15 protein-coding genes are annotated in these 25675 nt (G+C 43.9%); 6 read left to right on the forward strand and 9 right to left on the reverse strand.

All coding sequences use genetic code 11. The features are described 5' to 3' along the window. Positions 1-167: 167 nt before the first annotated feature. Complete coding sequence (locus ABD930_RS16090) at positions 168-3383, forward strand: glycosyl hydrolase (protein ID WP_345232972.1); 3216 nt, start codon at positions 168-170, stop codon at positions 3381-3383. Positions 3384-3686: 303 nt separating this feature from the next. Here ABD930_RS16090 and ABD930_RS16095 read toward each other — a convergent pair whose 3' ends face one another. The 7 genes from ABD930_RS16095 to ABD930_RS16125 all read right to left on the reverse strand — a co-directional run bounded on the left by ABD930_RS16095 (position 3687) and on the right by ABD930_RS16125 (position 14535). Continuing rightward, positions 3687-5600: an FAD-dependent oxidoreductase gene (locus ABD930_RS16095; protein ID WP_345232974.1), complete on the reverse strand. Its 1914-nt coding sequence runs from the start codon at positions 5598-5600 to the stop codon at positions 3687-3689. A gap of 75 nt (positions 5601-5675) precedes the next feature. Beyond that, the gene (locus ABD930_RS16100; RefSeq protein ID WP_345232976.1) at positions 5676-6650 is read right to left on the reverse strand and encodes a hypothetical protein; all 975 of its coding nucleotides are present in this window, start codon (positions 6648-6650) and stop codon (positions 5676-5678) included. A 52-nt stretch (positions 6651-6702) separates the two neighbouring features. Then, a complete protein-coding gene (locus ABD930_RS16105; protein WP_345232980.1) occupies positions 6703-8370 on the reverse strand; it encodes a RagB/SusD family nutrient uptake outer membrane protein in 1668 nt (555 codons plus the stop codon). A 15-nt stretch (positions 8371-8385) separates the two neighbouring features. Next, complete coding sequence (locus ABD930_RS16110; RefSeq protein WP_345232982.1) at positions 8386-11709, reverse strand: TonB-dependent receptor; 3324 nt, start codon at positions 11707-11709, stop codon at positions 8386-8388. Between the two features lie 174 nt (positions 11710-11883). Continuing rightward, on the reverse strand, positions 11884-13017 hold the full coding sequence (locus ABD930_RS16115) for a FecR family protein (protein WP_345232984.1): 1134 nt from the start codon (positions 13015-13017) through the stop codon (positions 11884-11886). A gap of 23 nt (positions 13018-13040) precedes the next feature. Next, the gene (locus ABD930_RS16120; RefSeq protein WP_345232986.1) at positions 13041-13676 is read right to left on the reverse strand and encodes an RNA polymerase sigma factor; all 636 of its coding nucleotides are present in this window, start codon (positions 13674-13676) and stop codon (positions 13041-13043) included. Positions 13677-13797: 121 nt separating this feature from the next. Next, positions 13798-14535, reverse strand: coding sequence for a hypothetical protein (locus tag ABD930_RS16125; RefSeq protein WP_345232988.1), 738 nt, complete (start codon positions 14533-14535; stop codon positions 13798-13800). Positions 14536-14964: 429 nt separating this feature from the next. Between ABD930_RS16125 and ABD930_RS16130 the strand changes: the two genes are divergently transcribed. Further along, positions 14965-16158, forward strand: coding sequence for a YdcF family protein (locus ABD930_RS16130; RefSeq protein WP_345232990.1), 1194 nt, complete (start codon positions 14965-14967; stop codon positions 16156-16158). A gap of 250 nt (positions 16159-16408) precedes the next feature. Here ABD930_RS16130 and ABD930_RS16135 read toward each other — a convergent pair whose 3' ends face one another. Continuing rightward, the gene (locus ABD930_RS16135; protein WP_345232992.1) at positions 16409-17371 is read right to left on the reverse strand and encodes a metallophosphoesterase; all 963 of its coding nucleotides are present in this window, start codon (positions 17369-17371) and stop codon (positions 16409-16411) included. Positions 17372-17495: 124 nt separating this feature from the next. Between ABD930_RS16135 and ABD930_RS16140 the strand changes: the two genes are divergently transcribed. Then, entirely contained in the window at positions 17496-18485 is a 990-nt protein-coding gene (locus ABD930_RS16140; protein WP_345232994.1) for an aldo/keto reductase, read from the forward strand. Between the two features lie 27 nt (positions 18486-18512). On the opposite strand, the gene ABD930_RS16145 is transcribed toward ABD930_RS16140, so the two are convergent. Then, positions 18513-19529: a LacI family DNA-binding transcriptional regulator gene (locus ABD930_RS16145; RefSeq protein ID WP_345232997.1), complete on the reverse strand. Its 1017-nt coding sequence runs from the start codon at positions 19527-19529 to the stop codon at positions 18513-18515. 262 nt (positions 19530-19791) lie between these two features. On the opposite strand from ABD930_RS16145, the gene ABD930_RS16150 reads away from it, so the two are divergent. Genes ABD930_RS16150 through ABD930_RS16160 form a run of 3 tightly spaced genes read left to right on the forward strand, consistent with a single transcriptional unit; the run spans position 19792 to position 25668 of the window. Then, the gene (locus ABD930_RS16150) at positions 19792-21288 is read left to right on the forward strand and encodes an FAD-dependent oxidoreductase (protein ID WP_345232999.1); all 1497 of its coding nucleotides are present in this window, start codon (positions 19792-19794) and stop codon (positions 21286-21288) included. Further along, positions 21281-22552 carry an MFS transporter gene (locus ABD930_RS16155; protein ID WP_345233002.1) on the forward strand — a complete coding sequence of 424 codons (1272 nt, stop codon included), beginning with the start codon at positions 21281-21283 and terminating at the stop codon, positions 22550-22552. The genes ABD930_RS16150 and ABD930_RS16155 overlap by 8 nt, the downstream gene beginning before the upstream one ends. 38 nt (positions 22553-22590) lie before the next feature. After that, positions 22591-25668, forward strand: a complete 3078-nt coding sequence (locus ABD930_RS16160) for a SusC/RagA family TonB-linked outer membrane protein (protein ID WP_345233004.1) — start codon at positions 22591-22593, stop codon at positions 25666-25668. Positions 25669-25675 lie beyond the last annotated feature (7 nt).

A 25675-nucleotide genomic window follows, 5' to 3' on the forward strand; every position in this document is an offset into this window, starting at 1 on the left:
AAACTTAGCTAAAATAATGGAACTTACGGGAAAGTATGATTTTTGACAAGAAAGTGCAGGACAGTTTATTGGTCAAATTTGATTTTCTTTATACTTGCTTGCTTTTTCTTTTGTCTATGCGTGTAACAATATAGGCAACGGAATAGATATACTTAACTAATCTTTTGATGAAACTTTCTTTTACGTGTTCCCTAATAGTGTTATTGTTATCGTTAACTTCGAGTGCTCCTATCGATAACAAGTGGAAAAATGAGGCGATCAATGAACAGACCTTTTTACATCCAGATCGACATTATTATCCAGAAACGTGGTTTCATTTTATTGGAGGTAATGTATCAAAGGAGGGTATTACAGCCGATTTAGAAGCCATCGCAGCGGCTAAGATATCGGGTATTCAGCTTTTTCATGGACAATTCGGCGGCCCATGGCCGGGTGTATCGCCACAAATTGCATGTTTGAGTGATTCCTGGGACGATTTAATCGCATGGACAGCAAGTGAATGTAAGCGGTTAAACCTGCAATTCACGATGCAGAATTGCCCCGGATGGTCGTATGCAGGAGGACCATGGATTGAACCCTCAAATGCCATGCGTCACCTCGTTCAGTCGCGTACCGATGTGGTTGGTGGAAAGGCAATTCATACACGCCTCGAAAAACCCCAGCCCTCAAATGAAGACTGGCGAGACTATCAAGATTTATTTGTACTAGCTTTCCCAACGCCTGAGGGAGATACTGGCAAACCACTTGTTCCGATTGCGGTAAAGTCAAGCCTACAAGATGCCAATTGGTTGGCCTGTATAACCGGACAGAAGCAAATCAAGATTGCTCCGTCTCCAAATCAGCCTATTCATATCGATGTCGACTTCGGAAAAGAGACATTGGTCCGTACAGTGGAGCTTCCTTCTATCAATTCTTTTTCCCATGGCTGGGTGTACCGGCCGGGAATTACGGTTACGGTATATGCTGATCTTGCAGGTAAACTAACAAAAATCGCTTATTTAGATTTGCCACAGGCGAATTGGGAGGATGATCAACCCATTACAATTGCCTGTAAAGAGACAACAGCCAGAAAATATAGAATTGATATCAGCAATAAGCATGATATGGTTTTATCCTACATCAACTTTTATTCGGGTGCACACCAGCAAAACTGGGAGTCTGAAGCTGGCTGGACATTACGCAGCATTGTGCGGGAAAAATATCCCGAACAATCCAAAAAATCTTGGGTAGCCGAAAATAACGTGATGAATATCACCGACAAGCTTGGAAAAGATGGAGTGCTAACGTGGAATGCACCGAAAGGCAATTGGACGGTTTTACGCATTGGCCACGTCAATTCGGGCATGAAAAATGGTCCGGCACCTGCCGAAGCTACAGGCTGGGAAAGCAATAAACTCGATGTTGCTGGCGTGCGCGCTAATTTTGATGGCTACATCGGTCGATTGCTAAATAAGGATCATGTGTTGGATAAGCATGCGTTAAATGGTATTCTGTTGGATAGTTGGGAGTGTAGAACGCAGACGTGGACAGCTGGTCTGGATAAGATTTTTGATGAAAAACAAGGATATGCTCTTTTGTCAAAAATGCCAGCACTTTTTGGTTATGTTGTCGATCAACCGGAAACAACGGCGAAGTTCCTGCGGGATTGGCGTGTCACGCTCAATGATTTGTTGGTGAAGAATTTTTTTGGCGAAATGGGCGATATCGCACACCGAAATGGACTTAAGGTTTCCTTTGAAACCGCCTCTGGTGATGTCTTTCCGGGTGATATTCTGGAATATTTTAAATACGCTGATGTTCCGATGTGCGAGTTCTGGCAGCCGAGTGATGATTCTTATGTAGGCAGTATGGATTTCAAACCGATAAAGCCAACCGTTTCTGCAGCGCGGGTTTATGGGAAGAAAAGGGTAGCAGCAGAATCATTTACTTCTTTTGCCTTGACATGGGATGAACAGCCACGGTTTCTGAAAACCTTTGCAGATCGGGCCTTGGCCAATGGGGTAAGCCATTTGGTATTCCATACCTATACGCATAATCCAAGAACGGATTTTTTACCACCTGGTAGCTCATTTGGTAGTGGTATTGGTACACCTTTTTTACGCCTACAAACGTGGTGGCCATATATGTCTTCTTTTACGGATTATCTTGCCCGCTGTGGTTATATGTTGGAAAGCGGTAGGCCGGTATCGGATGTGCTGCTTTATTTGGGTGATGAACAGAATCATAAACCTAGTCAATTGTTACCCTTTCCTAAAGGTTATACCTATGATTATGCTAACGCCGATGTATTGCTGAATCGGCTTTCTGTCGAAAATGGCCGTATCGTAACACCGGAAGGAATCGCTTATCGCATGCTTTGGCTGTACGATTGTGAACGCATGCTGCCGGAAACCTTAGAGAAAATTTATTCCATGGTAGAACAAGGAGCTATTGTGCTTGGAAATGCCCCCACAACCATCGCAACCTTACGCGGAGGAAAAGACGCTGAAGATAGGTTTCAAAAGGCGGTCCGTAATCTTTGGGGTGCAAATAAGGAATCTGTTCGTAGCATTGGTAAAGGTAAGGTTTATCGGACGGCCGTAAAAGATGCATTGGATGGAGAAAGCATTAAGCCCGACTTCATGACCAGCGATACGACCCTTCAATGGCTGCATCGTCAGACTGCTGATGCGGATATCTATTTTTTATCCACCGCAAACCATCAAGCATTCAACGGAACGGTTTCTTTTCGAAGTGAAGGATATGCCGAAATTTGGGATCCAATAACGGGAGAGGTGACCAATAAAAGCAACGATAAACTATCATCGAGTACACCTATTTCATTTCATATTCCGCAAGGGGGGGCGCAATTTGTCGTCTTTAGAAAGCAATACCAACAACGAAAACATACGCTCGAACAACAGACCAATGAAAAGCGGTTGAATACGCCTTGGGAAGTGCGTTTTTCCAAAGGGTGGGGGATTGAACATCCGATTAAATTGGATCGTCTAATCCCATGGAAAGATATGAAGCTTAGTCAGGCAGGTAAAAGTTTCTCCGGATCGGCCACCTATAAGACAACATTTACATTGGATCAAGAAAAGGGGAACAGCTACGTGCTAGACCTAGGCGATGTTGAAGTAATTGCATCCGTTAAATTAAATGGAAAACAGGTAGGCACTCGATGGACCTATCCTTATCAGGTTGATATTTCGGATTACCTACAACCAGGCAATAACGAATTGGAGGTTACGGTAGCCAGTACTTGGTTTAACCGTTTGGTTTATGACGCCGGCCTCCCGGAAGAGCAGCGGAAGACCTGGACGATTAATGGTCCGGATAAAGATGCTCCTTTGAAGGCTTATGGTATGCTTGGGCCAGTGGTTATCCGATCTTTTAATTAAAAATATGCCATTAAAAGCCCTGTACCATAAGGGATTTATGGCGAAACGGTGCGAAGTCCTGAAATAGAGTTGATTTTTCGGCAAATCAAGGATAATATGAGTACTTTTGAAAACAAGCACATAAACGGTAAATAAAACGAATGGATAGCACATATGGTTAAAAGTACTTGCTATTGGTCTTCAAAAAGATCGCCTCCAAAATTTACATATTGCAATGGGATGCACTGGCATTCATGTAAATTTTGAAGCGAGAGCTTTTTTGTTACTTTTTTCGCGGAGAAAAAAGTAAAATTAAAAATTCATTTAAGCATAACACCTGATCTCAAATATTTTTGCCAACGGGTCGCCATGTGTTTTTAACACCGTTATACGTAGACGATCTGCCTTAAAAGGCGTTAGCTGGTGTACCACCTTTCGTTGGTAATTGCCTGCTATTTTCTGCTCAAAAACGCGATTTTTCTTAGAAAAACCTTCAATGAGATAATCGGAAACGGTTTCGGTTTGCGGGCCTCTGACTTGGCCTTTTAAAACCGATTTTTGTCCGGATATTCTTAGGAATCGATGCAGTCCGGTATCGAAGGTAAATTCGATAGTCCGAATATCCTGAGGGGTTTTCCACGCTAATTCAATCCAGGCGCCATCGCTCCCCATTGTACCACGCCACTGGTGCGTGTTCCCATCTTGTACATCCCGATTGATGCCATCAATCACTTGTGAGGCTTTTCCGTCGTCGGTCTCAGCGGAGGCTTTTATACGTGCTTTTAATGCCAGATCCAAGGGGTCGGTGTTTTTTACACCGAGCATGGCTTGATCTTGGCGTAACAATAGCTGCTGATATTCCTGCAATTTCGCCGGATCCTTGGCCAGCTTAGCAGGCGTCAATCCATTTTTGTTGCAGAAGGCTACTGCGGTACCAATGGCTTGTCCCATTGTTGCACAGGTGGCCATCACACGGGTAGACGATAGCGCAACGTGTGTGGTGGATATATTCCGTCCGGCCATGACCAGATTATCAAAACTTTTACTATAAAGCGAACGAAGCGGGATAGAATAAGGCCCTTTTAAAGGGATAGACCGAAAAGGGTCGAGCGATGTATCATCCATACCGGCCGGTAAATGATCGTCTAAAGGCCATCCACCATAGGCAACCCGGTCTTCAAAGAGCTTTGGAGCTTGTACATCACGTTGTGTTATAATATAATCGCCGGTTATTCTTCTACTTTCCCGCTTGCCAGGAATAGCGCCGAACCAAGATAACGCCCAGTTAGCCGATTGCGGATGATTTCCAGAGTTTTTGATATAATCCCAGATACCAAAAATAACCGCCATCAGGTCATGCCTGATCTTCTGTCCATCGTGCACAATATCTTCCAGTCCGCCTAACTCTATCCACCAATAACCATATTCAAAAGAATGGATTTTTCGGTACTGGAAATCTTTATATGTATACTTTCTAGCCCAACTTGGTGCTTCAAAAGGCATCGGTTTATCGTGCTCGTCAGCCATGAAAAGTAAACTATTTCCCATGGTAATATCATCCGGTTTAGCTAAGCCCAAGGTTTCGCCAAAGGCGTCTTTAGACTCTCTGCCACGCATGAATTCGGCTCCCGCAAGAGCCGCAAGCGTACCATCGCCGGTACAATCGGCAAAATAGGTAGCGGATACTTCATAAACCTCCTCCGTTTGTGAACAGTAGGCTTCAATAGCCGTTATGCGATGTCCGTCGGTGCTTACGCCGTGCAGCATGGTATCGAATAATAGGGTGATATTTGGATTACTTACAATTTTGTCGTACAGAACATAATCCAACATTTCATACGACTTTTGCTGGTTGATGACCGCTTCTGTCAGCATGAGTTCTTCCAAAATGCCTGTTTCGCGCCAGACCTGTTTTAACGCACTTGCGCCTGAAATATGCATGCGTATCTCAGAACTGGCATTGCCTCCCAAACGAGACCGGTTTTGAATAAGCACGACTTTAGATCCATTTCTCGCGGCGGCTAAGGCAGCACATACGCCGGCCATCCCTCCACCGGCAACGAGAAAATCTGTTGTTATTTTTTTGCGTGCAAAAACCTGCTCATCTAGGGTGCTTTCACTGTAGTGCGAAGCGCTGTCCTCGCTGAAGCCGGAAACGGGATTGAGGAGCAGGGCGCCGGAACTTAATCCTATTGTTTTTAAAAAGTTACGCCTGTTATTTTTCATAATCGTTGTCATGTATAGGACTTATTTTTTAATTTCATCTAATTATTTGTCTTAATTATTGCCCTGTGTGTCAATATGATTTACCTCTTAGTTACGGTTGTTTAAAATTTCCTTGATCAATTTTTGCTGTACATCGGAAGGCTTGGTCTCTTGCAAATAGTGTTGCAATAAGCTACTCCCTTTTGTATCGACTGGAGTATTTGTTAGTTTCGTTAAGATGGCTGTTTGTACCGGAAGGGAAACTTCGGGTAAAAAACCGACGAACTGATTGTATAGCTTAGGATCTTGCCAGGTTTTCTGTGGTAATTTATCCAATGCAAAGTGAGGTACATATTCATCTTTACTCCGATGAATCAATTCGATTAGCAATCGCTGAAACGTGATGGCCTGTTGTTCCGTAAGGTGCGCGATCATAAAGCGTTGATAGGCGCTATTATCAGATGTTAATAGCTGCCGAATCAATGTATCGGATAACATGGATGCTGTATGTGCCAATAATCGATGCCGGATGCTTCCGTTTACGAAATGCCATAAGGTATAAACGGTATAAAGCGCTCCGGGCACACTAGCATCTTTAAAATTGGTGTTGGTTGCACCCGTTACCCCATCAAGGGTCTTTGAGCTGCGGGTGATGTTAGGATCAATAAGATCTTCCACATAATAATCCCGTAATAATGAACTGGTATCCGCAAGGATAGTATGCAACATCCGATGGTCTTTGGGGCTAAACGGTTCATGATCAAATTTCGTTAAACCCTGACCTTCTGGTGTTTGATACGTGTAGAAATTTCCCAATAGACCCCAATATAGCTGAATATTAACGGGCTTGCATAGGCCATCAGAACATACTCCCGTAGACAAAAAAGCGGTGTAAAGCTGTGGTTCATCCTTTGTGTTTTTCAGCAAAGAAATGCTCACCCGTACCGAATCATTGGCATCAAAATCAAATAGCTTTTCGCTTTTGTAGGTGCTGATTACCTGATCTATAGGTTGCTGTTGCTGGGCGGATACGTTTGCCATCAGGAGTTCTAAAACAACTACCCACCATAAGGGTAGGAACATATGGTATATATGTCCTGCCTTATGGTGGTATGTGTTTTTACGACCGGTCATATCAGTATCCTGGATTCTGGGTTAATTCGGGTATAATATTGATTTCACGCTGTGGTATAGGCCAAAGGTAATTCTTTTCTTTCCTAAACTGATTAACACTAATAATTTGAAATATAGTAGATTCGTTAGGATAAATCGGATGCCCATATGGATCAATATCCGGGGTAATGGGATCAAACCAATGCGCCTTTTGTCTTCTTCCCAACACATTGCCTGGCATTACATGTTCGGCAATATGCCATCTTCTGATATCAAATAACCGAAAACCTTCCAAAGCAAGTTCAACCGTTCGTTCATAACGCACTGTATTTCGCATCTCTTCCTGACCGGCAAGGGAAACAGGAGGCATGCCTACGCGTTGTCTTACTTGATTGATGGCGTCCACCACGCTTTGATCGATTTCATTACGTTCTATCTTCGCTTCGGCATAGGTTAACAGCACCTCCGCATAGCGTATCATCATCACCGGCAGACTAGATTGGGTAATGTTTTCAGGTAAATCAGCCTCATCCATGTATTTATTCCAGAGGTATCCAGTAAAGGTAGCATAGGCGTTGGTAACTTCTACATTGTTTACACGGGTAATGCCATTTGCTGTTTGTTTAAAGGTTTTGGTACTGTCTGGATGGGTTTGAAACCACAAACCGTTAATCCATTCGCCGGGAATAACGATGGATTGATCTAGTCGCGGATCACGGTGTTCGAATGGTTTTAAAGGATTGTATAAAGGGGATTCATCAATGGGTTTTCCATCGGTGCAACGGTACATATCGACCAGCGTTTGCGTGGGAACCAAGGCAGAGTAACCTGCTGCTTCGCGATTGGCTAGGTAGCGTGGTACCTGGGTAACAAATACATCAATATTATAATGTTGAGATAGGATAGATTCCTTGGAGTCGGCCCCTTTGTATTGAAACAGATCCTGGTAGGAAGGATACAACTCGTAAACGCCGAGGTCCATTACGGCTTTAGCCGCTTCTGCTGCTGTTTGAAAGTCATCTAGCCACAAAGCAGCACGGGCTTTTAAGGCTAATGCTGCTCCTTTAGTTACTTTCCCTGTTTCCGTACTTGGGCGTGTGGTCGGTAAATTTTCAGCAGCGAAATCCAAGTCTTCATAAATATGTTGCAACACTTCAGCCTTAGGGGTTCTGGGAAGATGAGCATTGGATAGTTCTAAAATATGATCTACCCAAGGTACATCGCCATATAAACCGATCAGATAGGTATAAAAATACGCTCTTAAAAAACGAGCTTGGGCTTGGGCATCTGCATAGTATTCCGGAGATACGACGTCTACAGCCCTTTCCATATTGTCCAATATATTGTTGGCCTTGGCAATGGCGGTAAACATGTGTGTCCAAACCTCATAGAAGAGATCCGTCTCTGTCGTATATTGCCCGCCTTGAGCGGTCAGCATACTTCCAAAGTCTCCTCTAGACCAGGCAATATCGGTTGAAGCATCTAACCACAAGATGTAGGGAACTCTCTGGGAATGCCAATAAAACGATCGGTAGGCACCAGTCAAGGCAATATCAATTTCCGTTTGGTTGGAGAAGAAGGTTTCGCTTGATGGGCTATCTAAAGGGTTTTTAGTCAGTAAATCCTTTTCACATGAACTAAAGGTACATGCAAAAGCAATTAAGGCGATGATATGGTATTTTAATTTCATTTTCTTGAGCATAACTTATAAAACTAGATTCAGACCAAAGGTGTAGGTTTTGGCAATGGGATAAACGGTAGCGTTTCCGTTGGGGCGCTCCGGGTCCCATCCCTCGGGCATATGGTGCTTGGTCCATAAATTATCTCCGGTAGCATAAATACGCACCGATTGAAAAGGGAGATGACTCATCCAAGAAGTCGGTAACGTATAACCAATTTGGAGATTTTTTAATCGTAAATAAGCTGCATTGTAGACCCAAAAGCTGGAATTTTCATAGTTGTTATGGGTACGTTCTGCGGTTAGCCGTGGGTATTTTGCATCCGGGTTATCGGGTGTCCAAGCATCCAGTTGCCAGGTTTTGATTTTTCCAGCATTATAGAATGCCCAAGCTGCATCTTGCGTTAACAGTACATCTGCTTTTCCGACGCCTTGAATGAAGAAACTCAAATCAAAGCCTTTATATTTTGCATTGAAATTCAATCCATAGGTATACCGTGGTATGGTACTGCCGATAGGCACCCGATCGTCTGAACCGATTTTTCCATCACCATTTACATCCTCGTATTTAATATCGCCTGGGGTATAGATTCCAATTTGTTCGGGAGAATGATCGATTTCTTCCTGCGATTGGAAGAGACCGAGGGCGCGATAACCGTATAAGGCATCAATAGGTAAGCCTTCTTGGTTGATGGTATAGCCGTTAATGATCGGACTGGCTCCTTTGAGATCGATGACCTCATTGTGTACGTCTGAAAGGTTGAGTCCTACTCGATAACTGAAATCGTTAATGGTTTGGTTGTAGTTGAGGGAAAAATCCCAACCTTTGTTGCGTACTTTACCGGCATTTTGGTAAGGTGCACTTTGCCCAATAAGTGCAGGTACCGGCAATGTTAAGAGGATATCATTGGTGTTCCGGATATAGTAATCAACAGACAGGTCGAGCCGATTCCATAAGCCGATATCTACACCCACATCGGTAGAGGTGGTGGACTCCCAAGTAATCTCGGTATTGGCCATATCCAATTGCGTACCGCCGGTTGCCGGTTGGTTACCAAAAACGTAATTCTGGCCAAGTTCAATAACAGAAGCAAAAGGGTAATTACCGATAAGCTGGTTCCCTAGCTGCCCCCATGAAGCGCGGAGTTTTAGCTCAGAAAGCCATTGTTGGTCTTGTAAAAAAGATTCTTCCGAAATACGCCATCCGGCAGAAAAACTCGTAAAAGTACCCCATTTATAACCTTCATAAAAGCGGGAAGATCCATCCAGCCGTATATTGGCTTCGAAGAGGTATTTGCCTTTGTAATCATAGTTTAACCGACCGAAAAAGGAACGTAAAGCCCATTCCGAAGCAGAACCGGAATTGGTCATGAATTCAATGGAACCTGCGTCTAATTGGGGGTACTCCGGAAAAGGGAAGCCTTCCCGTTTTGCAGTCATATTATCAACAGAATAGTCTATCTGCTCATAACCGGCCAGGAATTTGAAATGATGATCCTGAAAGTCTCTTGAATATCGGCCCAACATCCGTAAGGTATTTTCCCAGGACTTGGATTGACTTTGATTGAGTGAAGTTCTGGTTGGTACGGTAAAGGCTGGGGTTTCACTGTCAAATTCATACGTATCCATTGCCTTGGTGAAACGTTTTCCGTTCTCCAGGTTAAAATCCGGCGTATAGCTCAGTTCTAAGTCCATCCCTTTAATAGGTTGGTAATTGACTTGGAAAGTTGACCGGAAATTATCGTAGGTGTTCTCACCAGTACCACCTTCCCTGACTTGCGCCAAGGGGTTATAACCATTTAAAGCAGCACCATAGCGGCCATCGGAGTATTGTGCCGCATAGATGGGCGCTGTACGGTTTACGCCAATAATAATATCATCGATATTGGCAGGTGTCGTGATAGGAGAGTGCCTGGCACTTAGTAAGATTGTTGCCTGTAAATTATCCAGCACGTTCATTTTGGCGTTTAAGCGTAAGGAATAGCGTTTGGAACCATAGTTAGGGATAACTCCTTTTTGATCTTGAAAGCCAAAGGAGCTGTGCACATTTACTTTTTTGCCACCGTTTATAGCGAGGTAATGGTTTTGTACAGCACCCGAACCGCTATAAACCTCTTTCTGCCAATCGGTATTAGGATAGTGATCCGGATCCTGCTGATAATTTGCTAAATATTCTTGTAAGTATTCGTCACTATAAAGTGGTGTTTTGCCCATATTGGCATAAGCCTCGTTTAATTTAGTCATGTAGGTATAACCATTCGCATAGTCGGGCAATGCGGTAAAGCGCTGCCAGCCAATATAGTTGTTGTAGCTTACACTTAACTGCTCGCCTTTTCCGGTTTTGGTGGTGACGAGTATCACACCATTGGCCGCTCTGGAACCGTATATGGAAGCCGATGCAGCATCTTTTAAAACCGATACGGATTCAATATCATTGGGATCAATACCATCAATGTTTCCCTCTACGCCATCAATTAAGACCAATGGATTGGATTTCGCTGAATTGTTTTCCATGGTCATTGTCCCAACACCACGGATGCGTAAGGCTCCACCGTCGGATCCCGGTTGGCCAGACCGTTGGGTAACCGTTAGGCCGGGGGCTAAACCTTGTAATGCCGATGAGGCGCGCATAACTGGTCTCTTGATCATATCTTCACTGGATATGGTCGCAATGGCTCCCGTCAGGTTTTCTTTCTTCTGCGTACCATAACCGACCACCACCACATCCTCCAGCGATACGAGCTCTTCTTCAAGGATGACGTCTGTAGGAAAAGAAGAAGCGCTGATTTCTTTTTTTAGATAGCCGAGCAAACGAAACTCGATGCTTGATGAGCTGCTTTGTACACTTAGTGTAAAGGTACCATCGTCGTTGGTTATGCTGCGGTGTGTTGTTCCTTTTTCGGTAACGGTTACACCAGAAAGTGGCTCTTTATCTTTATTACTTACTTTTCCCTTGATGTTTAGCTGCTGGCCGATCAAATCGGTACCTTCGTTAGCCTTCTTAGCCTTAATAACGACCGTTTTATCGACGATGGCGAACTCGAAGGGTTGATCTTTTAAAACGGATTTTAGCGCGTCTTGCACAGGGGCATTTTGGATGTTTACAGAGGCGCTCGCTTCCTTAATGGATTTGATTTTATAAAAAAAATGATAACCACTCTGTTTTTCGATCTGTGAAAAGATGTCTTCAAGAGGGGCATATTCTGCTCGGATGGTGATTTGTGACAGAACCTTTGTAGAAGCGTTTAAAGAAAAGATGACAATCAGTAAAATGGTCAGTTTCATCCGGATGAATATGTTGAAATGCTGCCCTTTATAGACATGCCTGTAGCGTTTATGAATTAAATCCATACATTTGTTTACGTTTAAGTGAATGATTAGGTGCTTAAAGATCTGCTGCTTAAACATTGTCCGGGAGTGTTGGTAGCACTTCCGGAATTTTTATACAGTCTTTTTGTCTGTTAACTGGTGTCCATTTTTGTCGGTTTTGCTGATGAATTATTAATATTAGAATTGGCCATATTATTAAGGCATGACAATCAATTGTTTTCCTTCTATCCTAAAGTTTACGTCACCCAGCCTCAGTATTTTTAGTACATCCGAAAAATCTGCACTGCGTTCTATTTTGCCACGGAAAGCTTCGTTTTTAACCCCCGCTTCATAGATGACTTCTACATTATACCATCTCGACAATTGGCGCATAAGGGTATGGAGATCCGTGTCATCAAAAACAAATAACCCATCTTTCCAAGCTAAAACGTTCGATGTTTCTACCTTGACGACGTCTAAGCTATTGGATACCGGATTTATAATGCCTTGTTCTCCTGGTTTTAGCAGCACCTCCCTGTTTTTGTAGCCTAATTTTATGGATCCAGAAGCCAATGTAGCTTTGGTTTTACCCTCATCGGGATAGGCCATAATGTTAAAACTCGTTCCTAATACGTTTATGGTTAGTCCGTTAACCAATACTTGAAAAGGACGGTTTTTATCCTCGGCAACTTCAAAGTATGCCTCACCGGTTATTGCTACTTGACGCTCGTGTGCCGTAAAAGATAGGGGGATTTTGATCGACGATAATGCATTAAGCCAAACCTTGGTGCCATCCGCTAAGGTTACTTGATATTGTCCGCCTTTAGGGGTGCGTATCCAGTTAAATTGGTTGTTATTGGGTGCAGCTTTATCTTCTGTAAGCGAATAGCGCAATTGTCCGTCTGCCGTTTTGGCTATTTTAACTCCAGCTTGTTTATGCAATTCTCCTTTCGTTGCTTCATTTAACGCGATAACAGAACCATCTGCCAGCATTAGGGTGGCACGATTGCCTCCAGGTTTAATTTGTTGATTAGCGGTGGGTTTCGTTTCTGCTATTTGCTCAGTAGTTGCGTACGGAGTATATAGGTATAGGCCAACGATTGCGGTGATCAGTAAGGCAATTGCGGCAGCAACTTTTATCATAACCGGTCGGCCAAAACGTGGCTTTTGTTGTTTTGGTAATTTTTCCCATACTGCTGCACGCTGTCTTCGCAGTTCGAGTGCTGTTATGGATGGTAGCTGCTCGTGATGATATTGTAGATACCACGTTTCCAGTAGCGCAATTTCATCTTCGGAACACTCACCGGCAATATACTTTTTCAGTAAGTTTTTAACTTCTTGTTGTTGCATGAGTTAGCGGGTGGCTAAGCCTTTTATCTATACAACAATCCTAAGATGAGGAACAGGTAGATCAATATGAAAAAAAATGAAAATAATATTTTGCTTAATCGGACACGTAATAACTTTAAGGCATTGCTTACCTGCTTCGCAACGGTCTGTTTGCTAATGTTCAGTTGTTCTGCAATTTCCAGATGGGATAAATGAGCTTGTCTGCTGAGTACAAATATTTCGCGCATTTTGGAAGGAAGTTCAGCAATCTCCCGGTCAATCAGGTGTGCCAATTCGCGTTCGCGAGTAGTTTTATCGGCAAGCTCTGGATTTTCGTTGATGAAATGTTGTAAGGCTTCTACGGATTTATTTTTAACTTGCTGTCGACTCATGACGTTGAAGATACGATTTCGAACAGCAACATATAAATAGGGGCCTAATTGTACAGTAGTATCTAAACGGTGCCGATTAAGCCATAAATTGGTAAAGATATCCTGTAAAATATCGTTGATATCGTCGAAGTCTACTGCTTTTTTTAGCGCGTGTTTTTGCAAAAGCTCACTATAACGATTGTAAATTTCGGTGTAGGCACCGTGGTCATCTTGCTGCAGCAGAAGTACCAATTCATCATCGCTATAGGTTTCATATCCATACACGGCATTCATCTGGATTTTTAGCAAAAGTAGAACTTTAAGGTTAACCTAATGTTAAGGATGCATGAGCTTTCATGGTCCATAAACGTGTCATTGGATTTTATTGGTTTTACAATGCTACTAATAAAATTTGTTTTTGCAAAAAATCTTATTCACCATTGTCCGCTTTTCTAAATTGTTTATAAGATGTTTTTATATAGTCGTAGAGTTCATATGTAGACCATTTTCTCAGCTCCGTAAGTGTTGGTGTATACGCTGTTTTGAATTTTTCTATTTCTTCGTCGCTGATGCTGGGAATCACTTGCTTGATGACAGTGGTATTAAATCGTGCTTCTACTTCATCAAGTTCCAGTTGTTGATCGACAAATCGATTGAAACGCCTCACTTTTTTGCCGTCTTTGCTGAGTAATTCGCGAAAAAAGGTAATCGGGCTACCGTCGAAAGGCGACAATAGGGTAATCGGCGGTCTTCCGTTAAAATAGATACTGTTATGTTTGCTGTATGCTGCTGCTGTTGCCTTAAGGTCTGTTTTTTTATTCCGTTGTGCCGCTATGGCAACTTCGTCCAACAGAATGGTGCTGTCGAGATAGACGGTTAGATGCGCATAACTCTTGATCACGATAAGCCTTTTTGGTAGCCCTTTGCTGTAAAATTCCAATGAATCGCCAATATGTCCGTTGATACTAAAATTACCTAGGTTGTCTGCATGGGTTGAATGTTGTTTGTTGAGGTTTGTTATACGCACAGCGCTCGATTTGCTTACTGCTGGTGTAGCCGGTTGTTCCAGAACGACCGTTCCTGTAAGTATTTGCGAAGTTTGTCCGTAGCCATTATTTGTCCCAAAAAGCACAATGAACAATAGCAGTATAAGCGCATAACGAATCATGATCGAAAATAAGCATAAGCAGGCTTATAACCAGTTATTTAACATTATTTAACGGCCTATATGAAAAGTCGAATGCACTGCCTTATTTGGGATATTGCTTATCCCCTGGTAGGTACCATTTTATCTATTGAATATGAATAAATATTAACATGACTTCTATTAAATTTTAGTATTTATAATCAATTATTAGTCTTTCCATTATCTTTTTATCGTGTTAAAGACGATGAAAAGACGACCAAAAGACGATAAAAAGACGATTAATAGTAAAAGTAATGATATGTTAAATAAAAGTTTAGTAAAATTTTATAGATAAAAAGGTAATAAGCAGGTAGCAGGAGCATAAGAAAATAGCATACCCTTTGCCATAGCCAAATCCGCTTAAAAAAAATAACCCAAATTCCCTATCTTGCCTCATCGAAAATTTTCCATATGAACAAATTAGCATATACCCTGTTTCTCTTTTTCGCATTAAGCGCCGGTCGTCTTACTTATGCCCAAGATCAGGCACATAAAAAAATTATGCTAATCCTGGGTTCGGCAGAAATTACTTCCCTGCAGCATCGTGTAGCAGTGGGTTTTCAGCTTTATCAAAGTAAGCCATTTGACCGGGTGATTGTTTCCGGAGGTTGCGGTGCGCATGGATCCAGTTTGTGCGAGGCTTCAGAGATGAAGCGTTTATTGATAGCGAAAGGAGTTCCGGAAAATATCGTTTTCAAAGAAGAACGTTCTAAAACGACCATTCAGAACTATGTTTATTCCCGTGCATTGGAAGATGAAGATGGGCAGCGGATTATACAACCCGGTGATACCGTGTACGTCGTTTCGGACCATTGGCATGCCATTTCCGTTGCTGCTCGTTTGAACCGCTACGATCAGGTGAAAGCATTTTTTCATATCGAGGGTAATTTGCAACCCCGAGAGGCAGATAAGGTGGATTATGCGTCCATCTTATATAGTGATGCGGATAACGAACGATTTGTGCGCAATGCACTGTGGCCTACGGTGGATGCCACATTCCGTAAAGACAATACCTTGTATGTGCTGATTGATGAGCTGGTGTTTACGAAAACAAGAGAAGGCCAGGAAACAGTGCAACCGTTAAAAGAATTATTCCCATCTGTTGCAACGTTTCGAACCTTAAGAAAGATTGACGCAGTGCTTAACCAAGATGGAGACCAGACCTTATGGCTGACCGAAAGAGATAGCGTATTTCGCCTTTCATTAAGTTTCAAGCGTAAGACCAATATCACTTCGATGCCCTTAAAGCAATGGATAAAAAACTTACCTGCCAATTGGCAAAAGGTGGATGCACTGTTTATGATGAACGATTCTTTATACGCGTTTCATGACGATGAGTTACTGGTAGCGGTTCCGAAGGGGAAATTTTATGTAGCTGTAGATTCAGCAAAGATTAAACAGAAGATCACTAACTTTCCGTTTAACTGGGCAGGGGGCTATATCGATGCTGCCGATTTTGATCCAGCGACACACACGGTCACCTTATTTAAGGCTAAGGAGCAGCTTACGCTTGATGAAAACCTAAACGTGGTGGGAGAACGGGCAAAACCATTTACCTTAACTTGGCCGACGGCATATTATGGCGAAAGAAATGGAGGGAATTGAGAAAAAGAAAAGAGGTGATTTCACCCGTAACATAACTGCTGGATGGAATAGCTTTTCCATCTTTGGATACGACTACCTTTTCCAAAGCCCAGCAATTTTCGCCTTGTGCGATCGTCAATTTTTAATTGATTTGCAAATCCGCGTTTATAAATTAAATAGTTGTGTATTGCTTTTTGTTACTTTTACACTATGGTAACAAGGCTACTTTAACGGAATCTCCGAAACGCCATGATACAAGGGTTATACCTTATTAATGCTTAAACGTTAACGTTCTCGATGATAACCTTCCATGGCCTTCTATGATCATGGTATCGGCAGACAGCTTCACGGTTCCATATGCATTCTGATGAGCTGTTTCAACCATTCCTTCCAGCGTAATCATGGGAATGTCTTTGTAATAGGCAAAATTTCCGGGATGATGATGCCCCGAAATAACGGCGCGGACACAAGGGTGTTGGTCTATGGCTGCCAATATCTCCCTATTATTAAGCGCTTCCAATCCATTTTCAGGAAACAAGGGATGGTGCGACAAGATGATAACCTTTTTCCCTTTTCGTTCAGCCGATATCAGTTGCTTTTCCATCCATTGAAATTGTTTTTTGCTGATACCACCATTCCAAGGATAGACGTTCTTTCTTCCCGCTGCTTTTAATTGGTCGCTCATGGCTGCCCAATCATCATGCGGTGTACTATTGTCGTTTGTGGCATATGCCGATAGCTCATTGGTGTTCAGGATGATAAACAGCCATTCGCCTTTAGCGAAAGTATAATATGGAGCTTTCATCTTAAAGTGTCGATATAGGTTCTGTCGGTCCGGTGCATCCACATAGTCATGATTTCCCAATACGTTATAAACCGGCATTTTTAATTTTTCTAGACGTTCCATTACTGGAGGCAGGTCCTTGATACCTTGATCAACAAAATCACCCAGTATCACGGTGAAATCCAGGGGTTGCGTATTTAAAAAAGTAACCGCTGTATCTAGCTTTTGCAGTGCGTTTCGATAGAAACGTGTGCCGTGATCGTCTTTATCCGCGTACTGGGGGTCGGCAATAATACCGAAACGGATAGGTTTTTCGGCTTGCTGGCCGTAGCTACATAGCTGCAACAGGACAATAAAAATAAATAGACCCGCGGCGCGTATGTTTATGAACGCATGATGGAGATATGATCTTTGTTTCGATGATTTATATCTTGGTTTAAACAAGCTCATTTTGAATAGTCTGTTTTTTTACAAATTAACAGTATTCTTACGTTTTTCAAGAACCGTACCTTAGTTTTTTTGTTTTTTAATCGGAAATTTGTCCCATGTGGCAAATCACAAAAATTTAGAAACGATGATCTATAGAAAATTAGGACAAACCGATTTAGAACTATCCGTAATCACGTTTGGTGCTTGGGCTGCTGGCGGCTGGATGTGGGGCAGCACCGATAGAAAACAAGCCATAGAGGCTATTAAAGCTTCCTATGAGGTAGGAGTAAGCTCCATTGATACAGCGCCTATTTATGGACAGGGAACCAGCGAGGAGATCGTAGGCGAGGCGATCAAAGAAATTCCCCGAGATCGGGTGCAGCTACTCACCAAATTTGGTATGCGCTGGGATTTGTCTTCTCCAAAAGGCGATTTTGCTATGCACAGTGCGGATAATAACGGGCATCCGATTGATATTTACAAATATGCAGGCCAAGAGAGTGTGATCAAAGAATGCGAAGACAGTTTGAGAAGGCTCGGAACCGATTATATTGACTTGCTGCAAATTCACTGGCCCGATAGCACCACACCAATAGCTGAAACATTCGAAGCGGTAGCGAAGCTCATTGAACAAGGGAAAGTACGCTATGCCGGGGTTTGTAATTACCACGTCGAGCAGATGAAAGAAGCAGAGCAAGTGCTGTCCTTGGCTTCTAATCAGGTGCCTTTCAGCATGGTGCAACGGGATATCCAACAGGAAGTCGTTCCGTATTGTTTGGAACAGCATAAAGGTATTTTAGCCTACAGTCCTTTGCAACGTGGCTTACTCACTGGAAAGATCAAGCCGGGACACCATTTTGCTGCAGGTGATTCTAGGGAAGGGAGTAAATATTATACGGATGCGTTTATACGTGCCACGAATGCTTTTCTAGAAAAGTTAAAACCTTTGGCTGAGGAAAAGAATGCAACGCTGGCGCAATTAGTGCTCCGATGGACGGTGGAGCAACCGGGAATCACGGTAGCTTTGGCCGGTGCCCGAAATGCGCAACAATCTGTTCAAAACGCAGCAGCAATGAACATCGATTTAAGTGAAGATGAAATCGGGTTGATCACGAAATGGGTTGATGCGCTGTAGCTAAAAAAGACGGTTGCTTGTGGAAGGTTAAGTAGAACCCCGCACAACCAACTTTCCTTCAGAAATCGTTATTTCTGGTGGTGTATCGGTAAATCTTTTTTTAAGGATATCCAACATATGTTTGCCCGCTAGTAAGCCAATCTCGTAAGGCCGCTGTTCAAACGTGGTTAAGCCCGGTTCAACCAGTCCGGTGGCCGGGTCATTGCCGAAACCTGCCACAGCAATGTCTTTTGGTATCTGTATACCTCTCTTTTTCAACAATTGCAATACCTGTATGGCTCCGGCATCATAGATCGTACAGATGGCGTCAGGAGGTTCAGAAAGTGCTAACCACCGGTCAACGGCAGCTTCCACATTTTCTGTTAGAAAACGGGTATGCGCTACCAGTTCTTGATCAAATGCGATTCCATTTTGCCGTAAGGCTGTTGTATATCCTTGATAGCGCAGTTTACTCGCTTGGAGGTGTTTCGGACCGGCAAGCAAGGCAATGCGCCTCCTTCCCCTTTCAATGAGGTGTTGCGTGGTGGTGTATAAACCATTAAAATCATCTTCCACCACTTTCGGTATGGGTAGTTCTTGACAGATCCGGGCAAAAGATACCAAGGGAAACCCCTTTTGGTACAGCATTTTAATCTGATCGAAGTTTCGGGTATCACGCGTATGACAAATGAGAAAACCATCTACACGGCTCAGCATCAATGCTTGAATATTTTCCTTTTCAATCTGTGGTGATTCGTCCGACTGGGCAATGATGGTACGATAACCCATACGTCCTACTGCATGCTGAATACCACTCACAATGGCCGCAAAAAAAGGTTTTTGGATATCGGGGATAATGACACCCAACATCCGCGTCTCACTTTTGATCAAGCTCAGCGCTAACATGTTTGGCTGGTAATCCAATGTTTTAGCCATCTCCAAAACCGCTTTACGGGTGTCCGGATTGACATTTGGATTGTTTGTCAGCGCCCGGGAAACGGTAGATTTAGAAATCCCAAGCTTCCGTGCAATGTCGATGATCGTTACCTGATGATGTCTTTTCATAATGGGTTTATTAGCGCACTACAAAAATGTGAAAAAAAAACGAAAAAAAAATCACTATATGGGAACGGTTGTGGGAATGTTCCCAATAAAATTTTGGGAATAATGTTCTTGTAAAGCCTTGTTAAACAGTATAAAATAATATAGTTTAGCATAAAATTATGAAACTATAAACGCAATTATTAAGAGTTAATTCAGAAAATCTTATTAAAAAATCTTGGAATGGTTCCAAAGATATGCCCGCAACCGTTTTAACAAAAATTATATGCAATTTATCGAAGAAGAGCAAAAAAGAATTCCAGTATGTGCCACGCCTGATGTCTTAGTGGTAGGGGCTGGTCCGGCAGGTATCGGAGCCGCTATTGCTGCGGCACGTAATGGTGCAAAAGTGCTATTATTAGAACGCTATGGCTTTTTAGGTGGCAACCTAACCATTGCGATGGTCAACCCGATGTTTACCTTTCATGATGTGAAAGGCAGGCAGGTAATTCGGGGCATTGCTGGCGAATTAGTGGAAAGACTGATCGACCTCAAGTCTTCGTTGGGCCATGTGACCGATTTAACGTTCGACAATGCCTCGATGACCCCTTTTGATCCAGAGGGAATGAAATACCTTCTTTTTAAAATGGTTCAGGAGGCTGGTGTCGACTTACTACTGCATACTTGGGCTGTTGGTGTTACCCGCGCGGATAGCCAAGTTACCTCCGTTATTGTTGAAAACAAATCGGGTAGGCAAGCCATTGTCGCCAAATATATCATCGATTGTTCAGCAGATGCTGATATCGCCGCTATGGCCGGTGCACCGTTTATCAAAGGCCGAGAAGAAGATGGCGCCATGCAGCCGGTAACCTTATTTTTCCGCATAGGAGGTATCAATATGGCCAATTTACGTGTCTGGATGAAAAATAATCGTGATTTATTGAAAGACTCGCCTACAGATGAGGAAATCGATTCGAGTAAAGCGCTTGCCTTTCTTGGATTGAAACAGTTGGTTAAAAAAGGCATGGAAAATGGTGAGTTTCCAAAAGATGCCGCTCCGCGCATTCTATTTTATGAACTCCCTCAAGAAGGTCAGATTGCCGTTAATGCTACCCGCTTACAGGGTATTGATGGGACGAACGCGGACGATCTCACACGAGCCGAATATGAGACGCGCATACAGGCATGGGAAATCCATAAATTCCTTCAGAAATATGTTGGCGGCTTCGAAGGGTCCTACATCCTGGATACTGGAGCACAGGTAGGCGTACGGGAAACGCGTCATATCCGTGGCGATTATCAATTGACCGAAGATGATGTGTTGGCCAATAGGGCTTTTGAAGACGGTATTGCCTGTGGTACCTTTGCCATTGATATTCATCCACCTGAAGGCGAGCAGCAAATCTTTACGGGATCAGGCAAGGCGGTATATGAAATTCCTTATCGTACGCTTTTACCACAAGGATTGGACAACGTTTGGGTTGCCGGTCGGAGTATTTCCGCCACACATACCGCCTTCGGCTCTTCGCGGGTAATGGCTACCTGTGTGGCTATCGGACAGGCCGCTGGAGTGGCTGCCGCCGATCTTACCAAACAAGGGGAAGGAAATGTACGCGATGTGGATGTTGCTGCATTGCGGAACCAATTGATTGCGCAAGGTCAATACCTATTGGGTATACCCGATAATCAATTGGTCGATCCAGCATTAGCCTTAAACAGGGGAGAAGGCTCGGGCACTACCGCCTCACACTATAATCCATTTAAAGACAGGAGTCATGGTTAAATCATCGGGCCATATCCGTTGGGGAATTGCCGCACTGCTTTTTTTCGTTTCTACCTTGAACTATTTGGATCGGCAGGTACTTTCCGTATTGGCTCCAACTATTCAGGCTGAGTTAAAGCTAACCGACTTAGATTATGCATACATCACTTCGGCATTCTTGTTAAGCTATACGGTTATGTACGCCATCAGTGGTGCTTTGGTAGATCGTCTCGGTACACGAAAAAGCTATCTATGGGCCGTAGGAGGGTGGTCTGTCGCCAATATCCTCCATGCTTTTGCCCAAACGGCCATGCAATTCTCGGTCTTCCGATTTTTATTGGGCATTGCCGAGTCTGCTAATTTTCCCGCAGGGGTTAAGGCCGCTTCCGAGTGGTTCCCCATCCGTGAGCGCGCATTGGCTATCGGTATGCTCAATGCCGGCTCATCCGCGGGTGCGGCTATCGCCATTCCTTTGGTATCCGTTATTGCTGTTCAGTTCGGTTGGCAAGCAGCATTTATGGTCACCGGTGCGCTTGGTCTAATCTGGATGTTCTTTTGGCGGCGACAATATTATCTGCCGCAAGAGCATCCGCGCATCACATCTACAGAACGTGATCTCATTCTAGAAGGACAGGTAGAACAGACAGCAGTAGCTCAAAACAACTTTAAAAGCAACCTAAAGCAATTGTTACGCATGCGCCAAGCTTGGGGATGTTTGTGCGCACGGATTTTTATTGATCCCATTACCTATTTCCTAACGTTTTGGATACCGAAATACCTGCAAGAACAACAGGGGCTTACACTCGATCAAATGGGCTACTTTGCATGGATTCCTTTTGTTGTCTTAGCGGTGGGCACTTTATTGGGCGGGATTATCCCACAGTGGTTCATATCCCGCTTAGGCTGGTCGCTCAATCGCTCCCGCAAAACTGTGATGTTATTTGCCTCCTTGTTGATACCGCTCTGTTGCGTCATATTATTCCAGGCAACAGGTATGGTGGTCGCTATCATAGCGATTGCCGGCATCATGCTGGGCCATGGTTTATGGGGTAACATCACCATCCCTGCCGAAGTTTTTCCCCAGCATGTTCAAGGTACGCTAACCGGTATCGGTGGCACCTTGGGGGGGATTGCCGGTATCCTTTCACAGTTGTCCGTTGGGTGGACGGTTCAGCATTTCTCCTATGCCCCCATATTTGTTGGCATTGGTGTTGCCTACCTGTTTACCTTGCTTTGTGTGCAGCTGTTAACAGGTGAGCTTGGCAAAATTGTCTCCCTAACTTAATCTTAACCAATCTATTAAATAACCAAATTATAGATGCAATGAATAAACCAATTTGTAAATCAATAGGCTATGTAGGAGGGTGGAGTTTAATACTGCTACTAGCATTGTTCCAAACCCTATTTGCCCAGCAACGTAGGTCGGTTAGCGGTACCGTAGTGGATCACGAGGGTCAACCGCTAACCGGAGTGACAATCACACATCAGGGTACAAAGCGCGCATTGGCCACTACGGATGCGTCCGGTCGATTTCAGCTCCATGTGGATAACGATGCCCTCATCATTTTTTCCTTAATGGGCTATGCACAGAAAGAGATTCCTGTCACGGATAGCCAACCCTTACGTGTCGTATTAGAATCTGCTATCTCCGATTTAGATGAAGTGGTGGTAGTTGGTTTCGGTACCAAAAAGAAAGTCAATTTAACCGGTGCCGTAACAGCTATTTCTGGCGAGGAGGTGGCGAAACGGCAGGTTGGCCAAACCTCTATGGCCTTACAGGGCATGGCCCCCGGCGTAACCGTAACGCAGAGCAGCGGACAACCAGGGGTCGATGCGGGTGACATTCGCATCCGTGGTATCGGCACGCTGAATAACTCCAATCCATTAGTACTGGTAGATGGCGTGGTGATGTCCCTTGATAATATTGACGTGTCTTCTATTGAATCTATTTCGGTTTTAAAAGATGCTGCTTCATCGGCCATTTACGGTTCGCGGGCAGCAAATGGTGTCATTCTGATTACGACCAAACGGGGTAAATCCGGACAGTTTTCCTTGTCTTACGATACCTATGTAGGAAAACAGGTGCCTACCAATCTTCCTAAAATCGTCAATGGTTTAGATCATATGAATTTGATCAATGAAGCCCATACCAATGTGGGGCGTTCTCCCTTGTTTTCCGAAGAATATATCCGTAATTACATCGCTAATAAAGCAAACGATCCAGACCAGTACCCTGATGTAGACTGGCAGGATGAGGTACTACAAGGTAGTGGTATCCAACATAACCATGTGTTAGGCATTACCGGAGGAACCGAAAAACTGCAGTTCTTTGGTTCCTTTGGTTACCTCAACCAAGCGGGTATCATTGATCAGGTAAACTTTCAGCGATATTATTTCCGTTTGAATACCAACGTGCAGATCAGCTCGAAGTTAAGCGGCTCATTTGATCTATATGTGCGCAATAACAACCGAAAATCTGTCGCCAGCGGAACCCCTTTTGAAGGTCCTGCCGCTTTTTCCGCAGGGAGCTCTACGGGGATGATATTTGGATTAATGAATAAACTGCCGGCCACACAGGCGGTAAGATACAGCAATGGACTATGGGCTGAAGGGCAAAATGGTGCAAACCCCGTGGCTATTATGCAAGATGGTGGGTGGTGGCAACAGCGGAGCACACCTATTGCTGGGAATTTCGCATTAGAATACAAACCTATTGAAGGCCTCACCGCGCGTGTAGCTTATGCACCAACCTACGAACAACCCGTTACGCGTTCCTTTAGCAAGGTCGTAAAAACCTATGGTGCCAATGGAGATTTACGCTTTTCAGTACCCTCGCTCAGCGAGCTAAACGAAGACCTGGTCAACGATCGGCTTGATCAGCTGGAAGCTATGCTTACCTACTCCAAAAGCTGGGGTTCGCACAACTTTTCTGCATTAGGTGGTTATCAATACCTGACCGGTAGCACCAATGGCTTCAATGCCTTTCGAGATAACTTTCTTTTTCCAGACTATCCCGTACTTTCAGCAGGTTCTTCTGAAAACATGCGCAATGGTGGTTCGGCTACCGAGTGGACGTTGATTTCCTATTTCGGGCGGGTAAATTACGACTATCTGGGTAAATACCTGTTTGAGGCCAACATCCGTTACGATGGTTCTTCCCGCTTTGCGCAAGGCAATAAGTGGGGAACCTTTCCTTCATTTTCTGCGGGATGGCGCTTGTCTGAGGAAAATTTTATGGCCGGTACCAAAGGCTTCCTAGACGATTTAAAACTCCGCATTTCTTGGGGCCGTCTTGGTAATCAGGAAATAGGCAGCAATTATCCTTTCGCACCAACCGTCTCCTTAGATCCGCAATATATTTCTGGCGACGAGGTACGTAATGGTGCTGCCGTTATGAGTTTGGCCAATACAGACATTTCCTGGGAAACAACAGAAATGGCCAATATTGGCTTAGATGCACGGTTGTTTAACAAGCTTTCCCTTACGTTCGACTATTACCGAAAAACCACCCGGGGCATTCTATTAGAGTTAAGCATCCCAAAGACCATGGGCGTGGGAGCACCCTTTCAAAATGCAGGTGTGGTAGATAACAACGGTTGGGATCTTCAGCTCGATTACAGTAATAAAGTGGGTAAATTCCGGTATTCGACAACATTTACGCTAGCAGATGTGCACAATAAGGTCGTTGATATCAAGGGCATTCAGCAGACCGGAACCCTAGTTAACCGGGAAGGATACGCCATGAATTCCCTTTTCTTGCTGCGTTCACAAGGTCTGCTCGCTGCAGCTGATTTTGATGCCGATGGCAATTACTTATATGCCAAACCACAATTTGGGGCCGTTGCACCCGGTGATATCCGTTATTTAGATATAGACGGCAACGGTATCGTAAACAACAATGATCGCGAGGTCGTTGGAAGCACGATTCCCCGGTACACCTATAGCCTCAACCTATCCCTGGGTTACGGTCAGTTCGATCTCTCTTGTTTATTTCAAGGCGTGGGTAAGCGCGATGGTTACTTAACAGGAAGTGCCATTACACCGTTTTTAGCCGGGGGCACAGCCTATGAATACCAGAAAAATCGGTGGACACCCGAAACACCCCATGCGGAGTTTCCAAGATATGCCTTCGGCGAGAATCATAACCAACAGAATTCCGATTTCTGGATGCGCAGTGCAGCCTACCTCCGTGTTAAGAACCTGCAATTGGGCTATACATTACCCGAGCAGGTGGTTAAAAAGATGGGCATTCGGGGTGTTCGCTTGTACGTTTCGGGCGAGAATCTCTTTACCCTTGATGGCTTCTGGCCAGGATGGGATCCAGAGGTTTCTGCGGCCAGTAACGGGGCTTACTACCCGCAGGTCACGACGTATAATTTTGGGTTAAATGTTAAATTCTAATCGCAAG

It is taken from the genome of Olivibacter ginsenosidimutans (assembly GCF_039542865.1).
GTDB classification, from domain to species: domain Bacteria; phylum Bacteroidota; class Bacteroidia; order Sphingobacteriales; family Sphingobacteriaceae; genus Olivibacter; species Olivibacter ginsenosidimutans.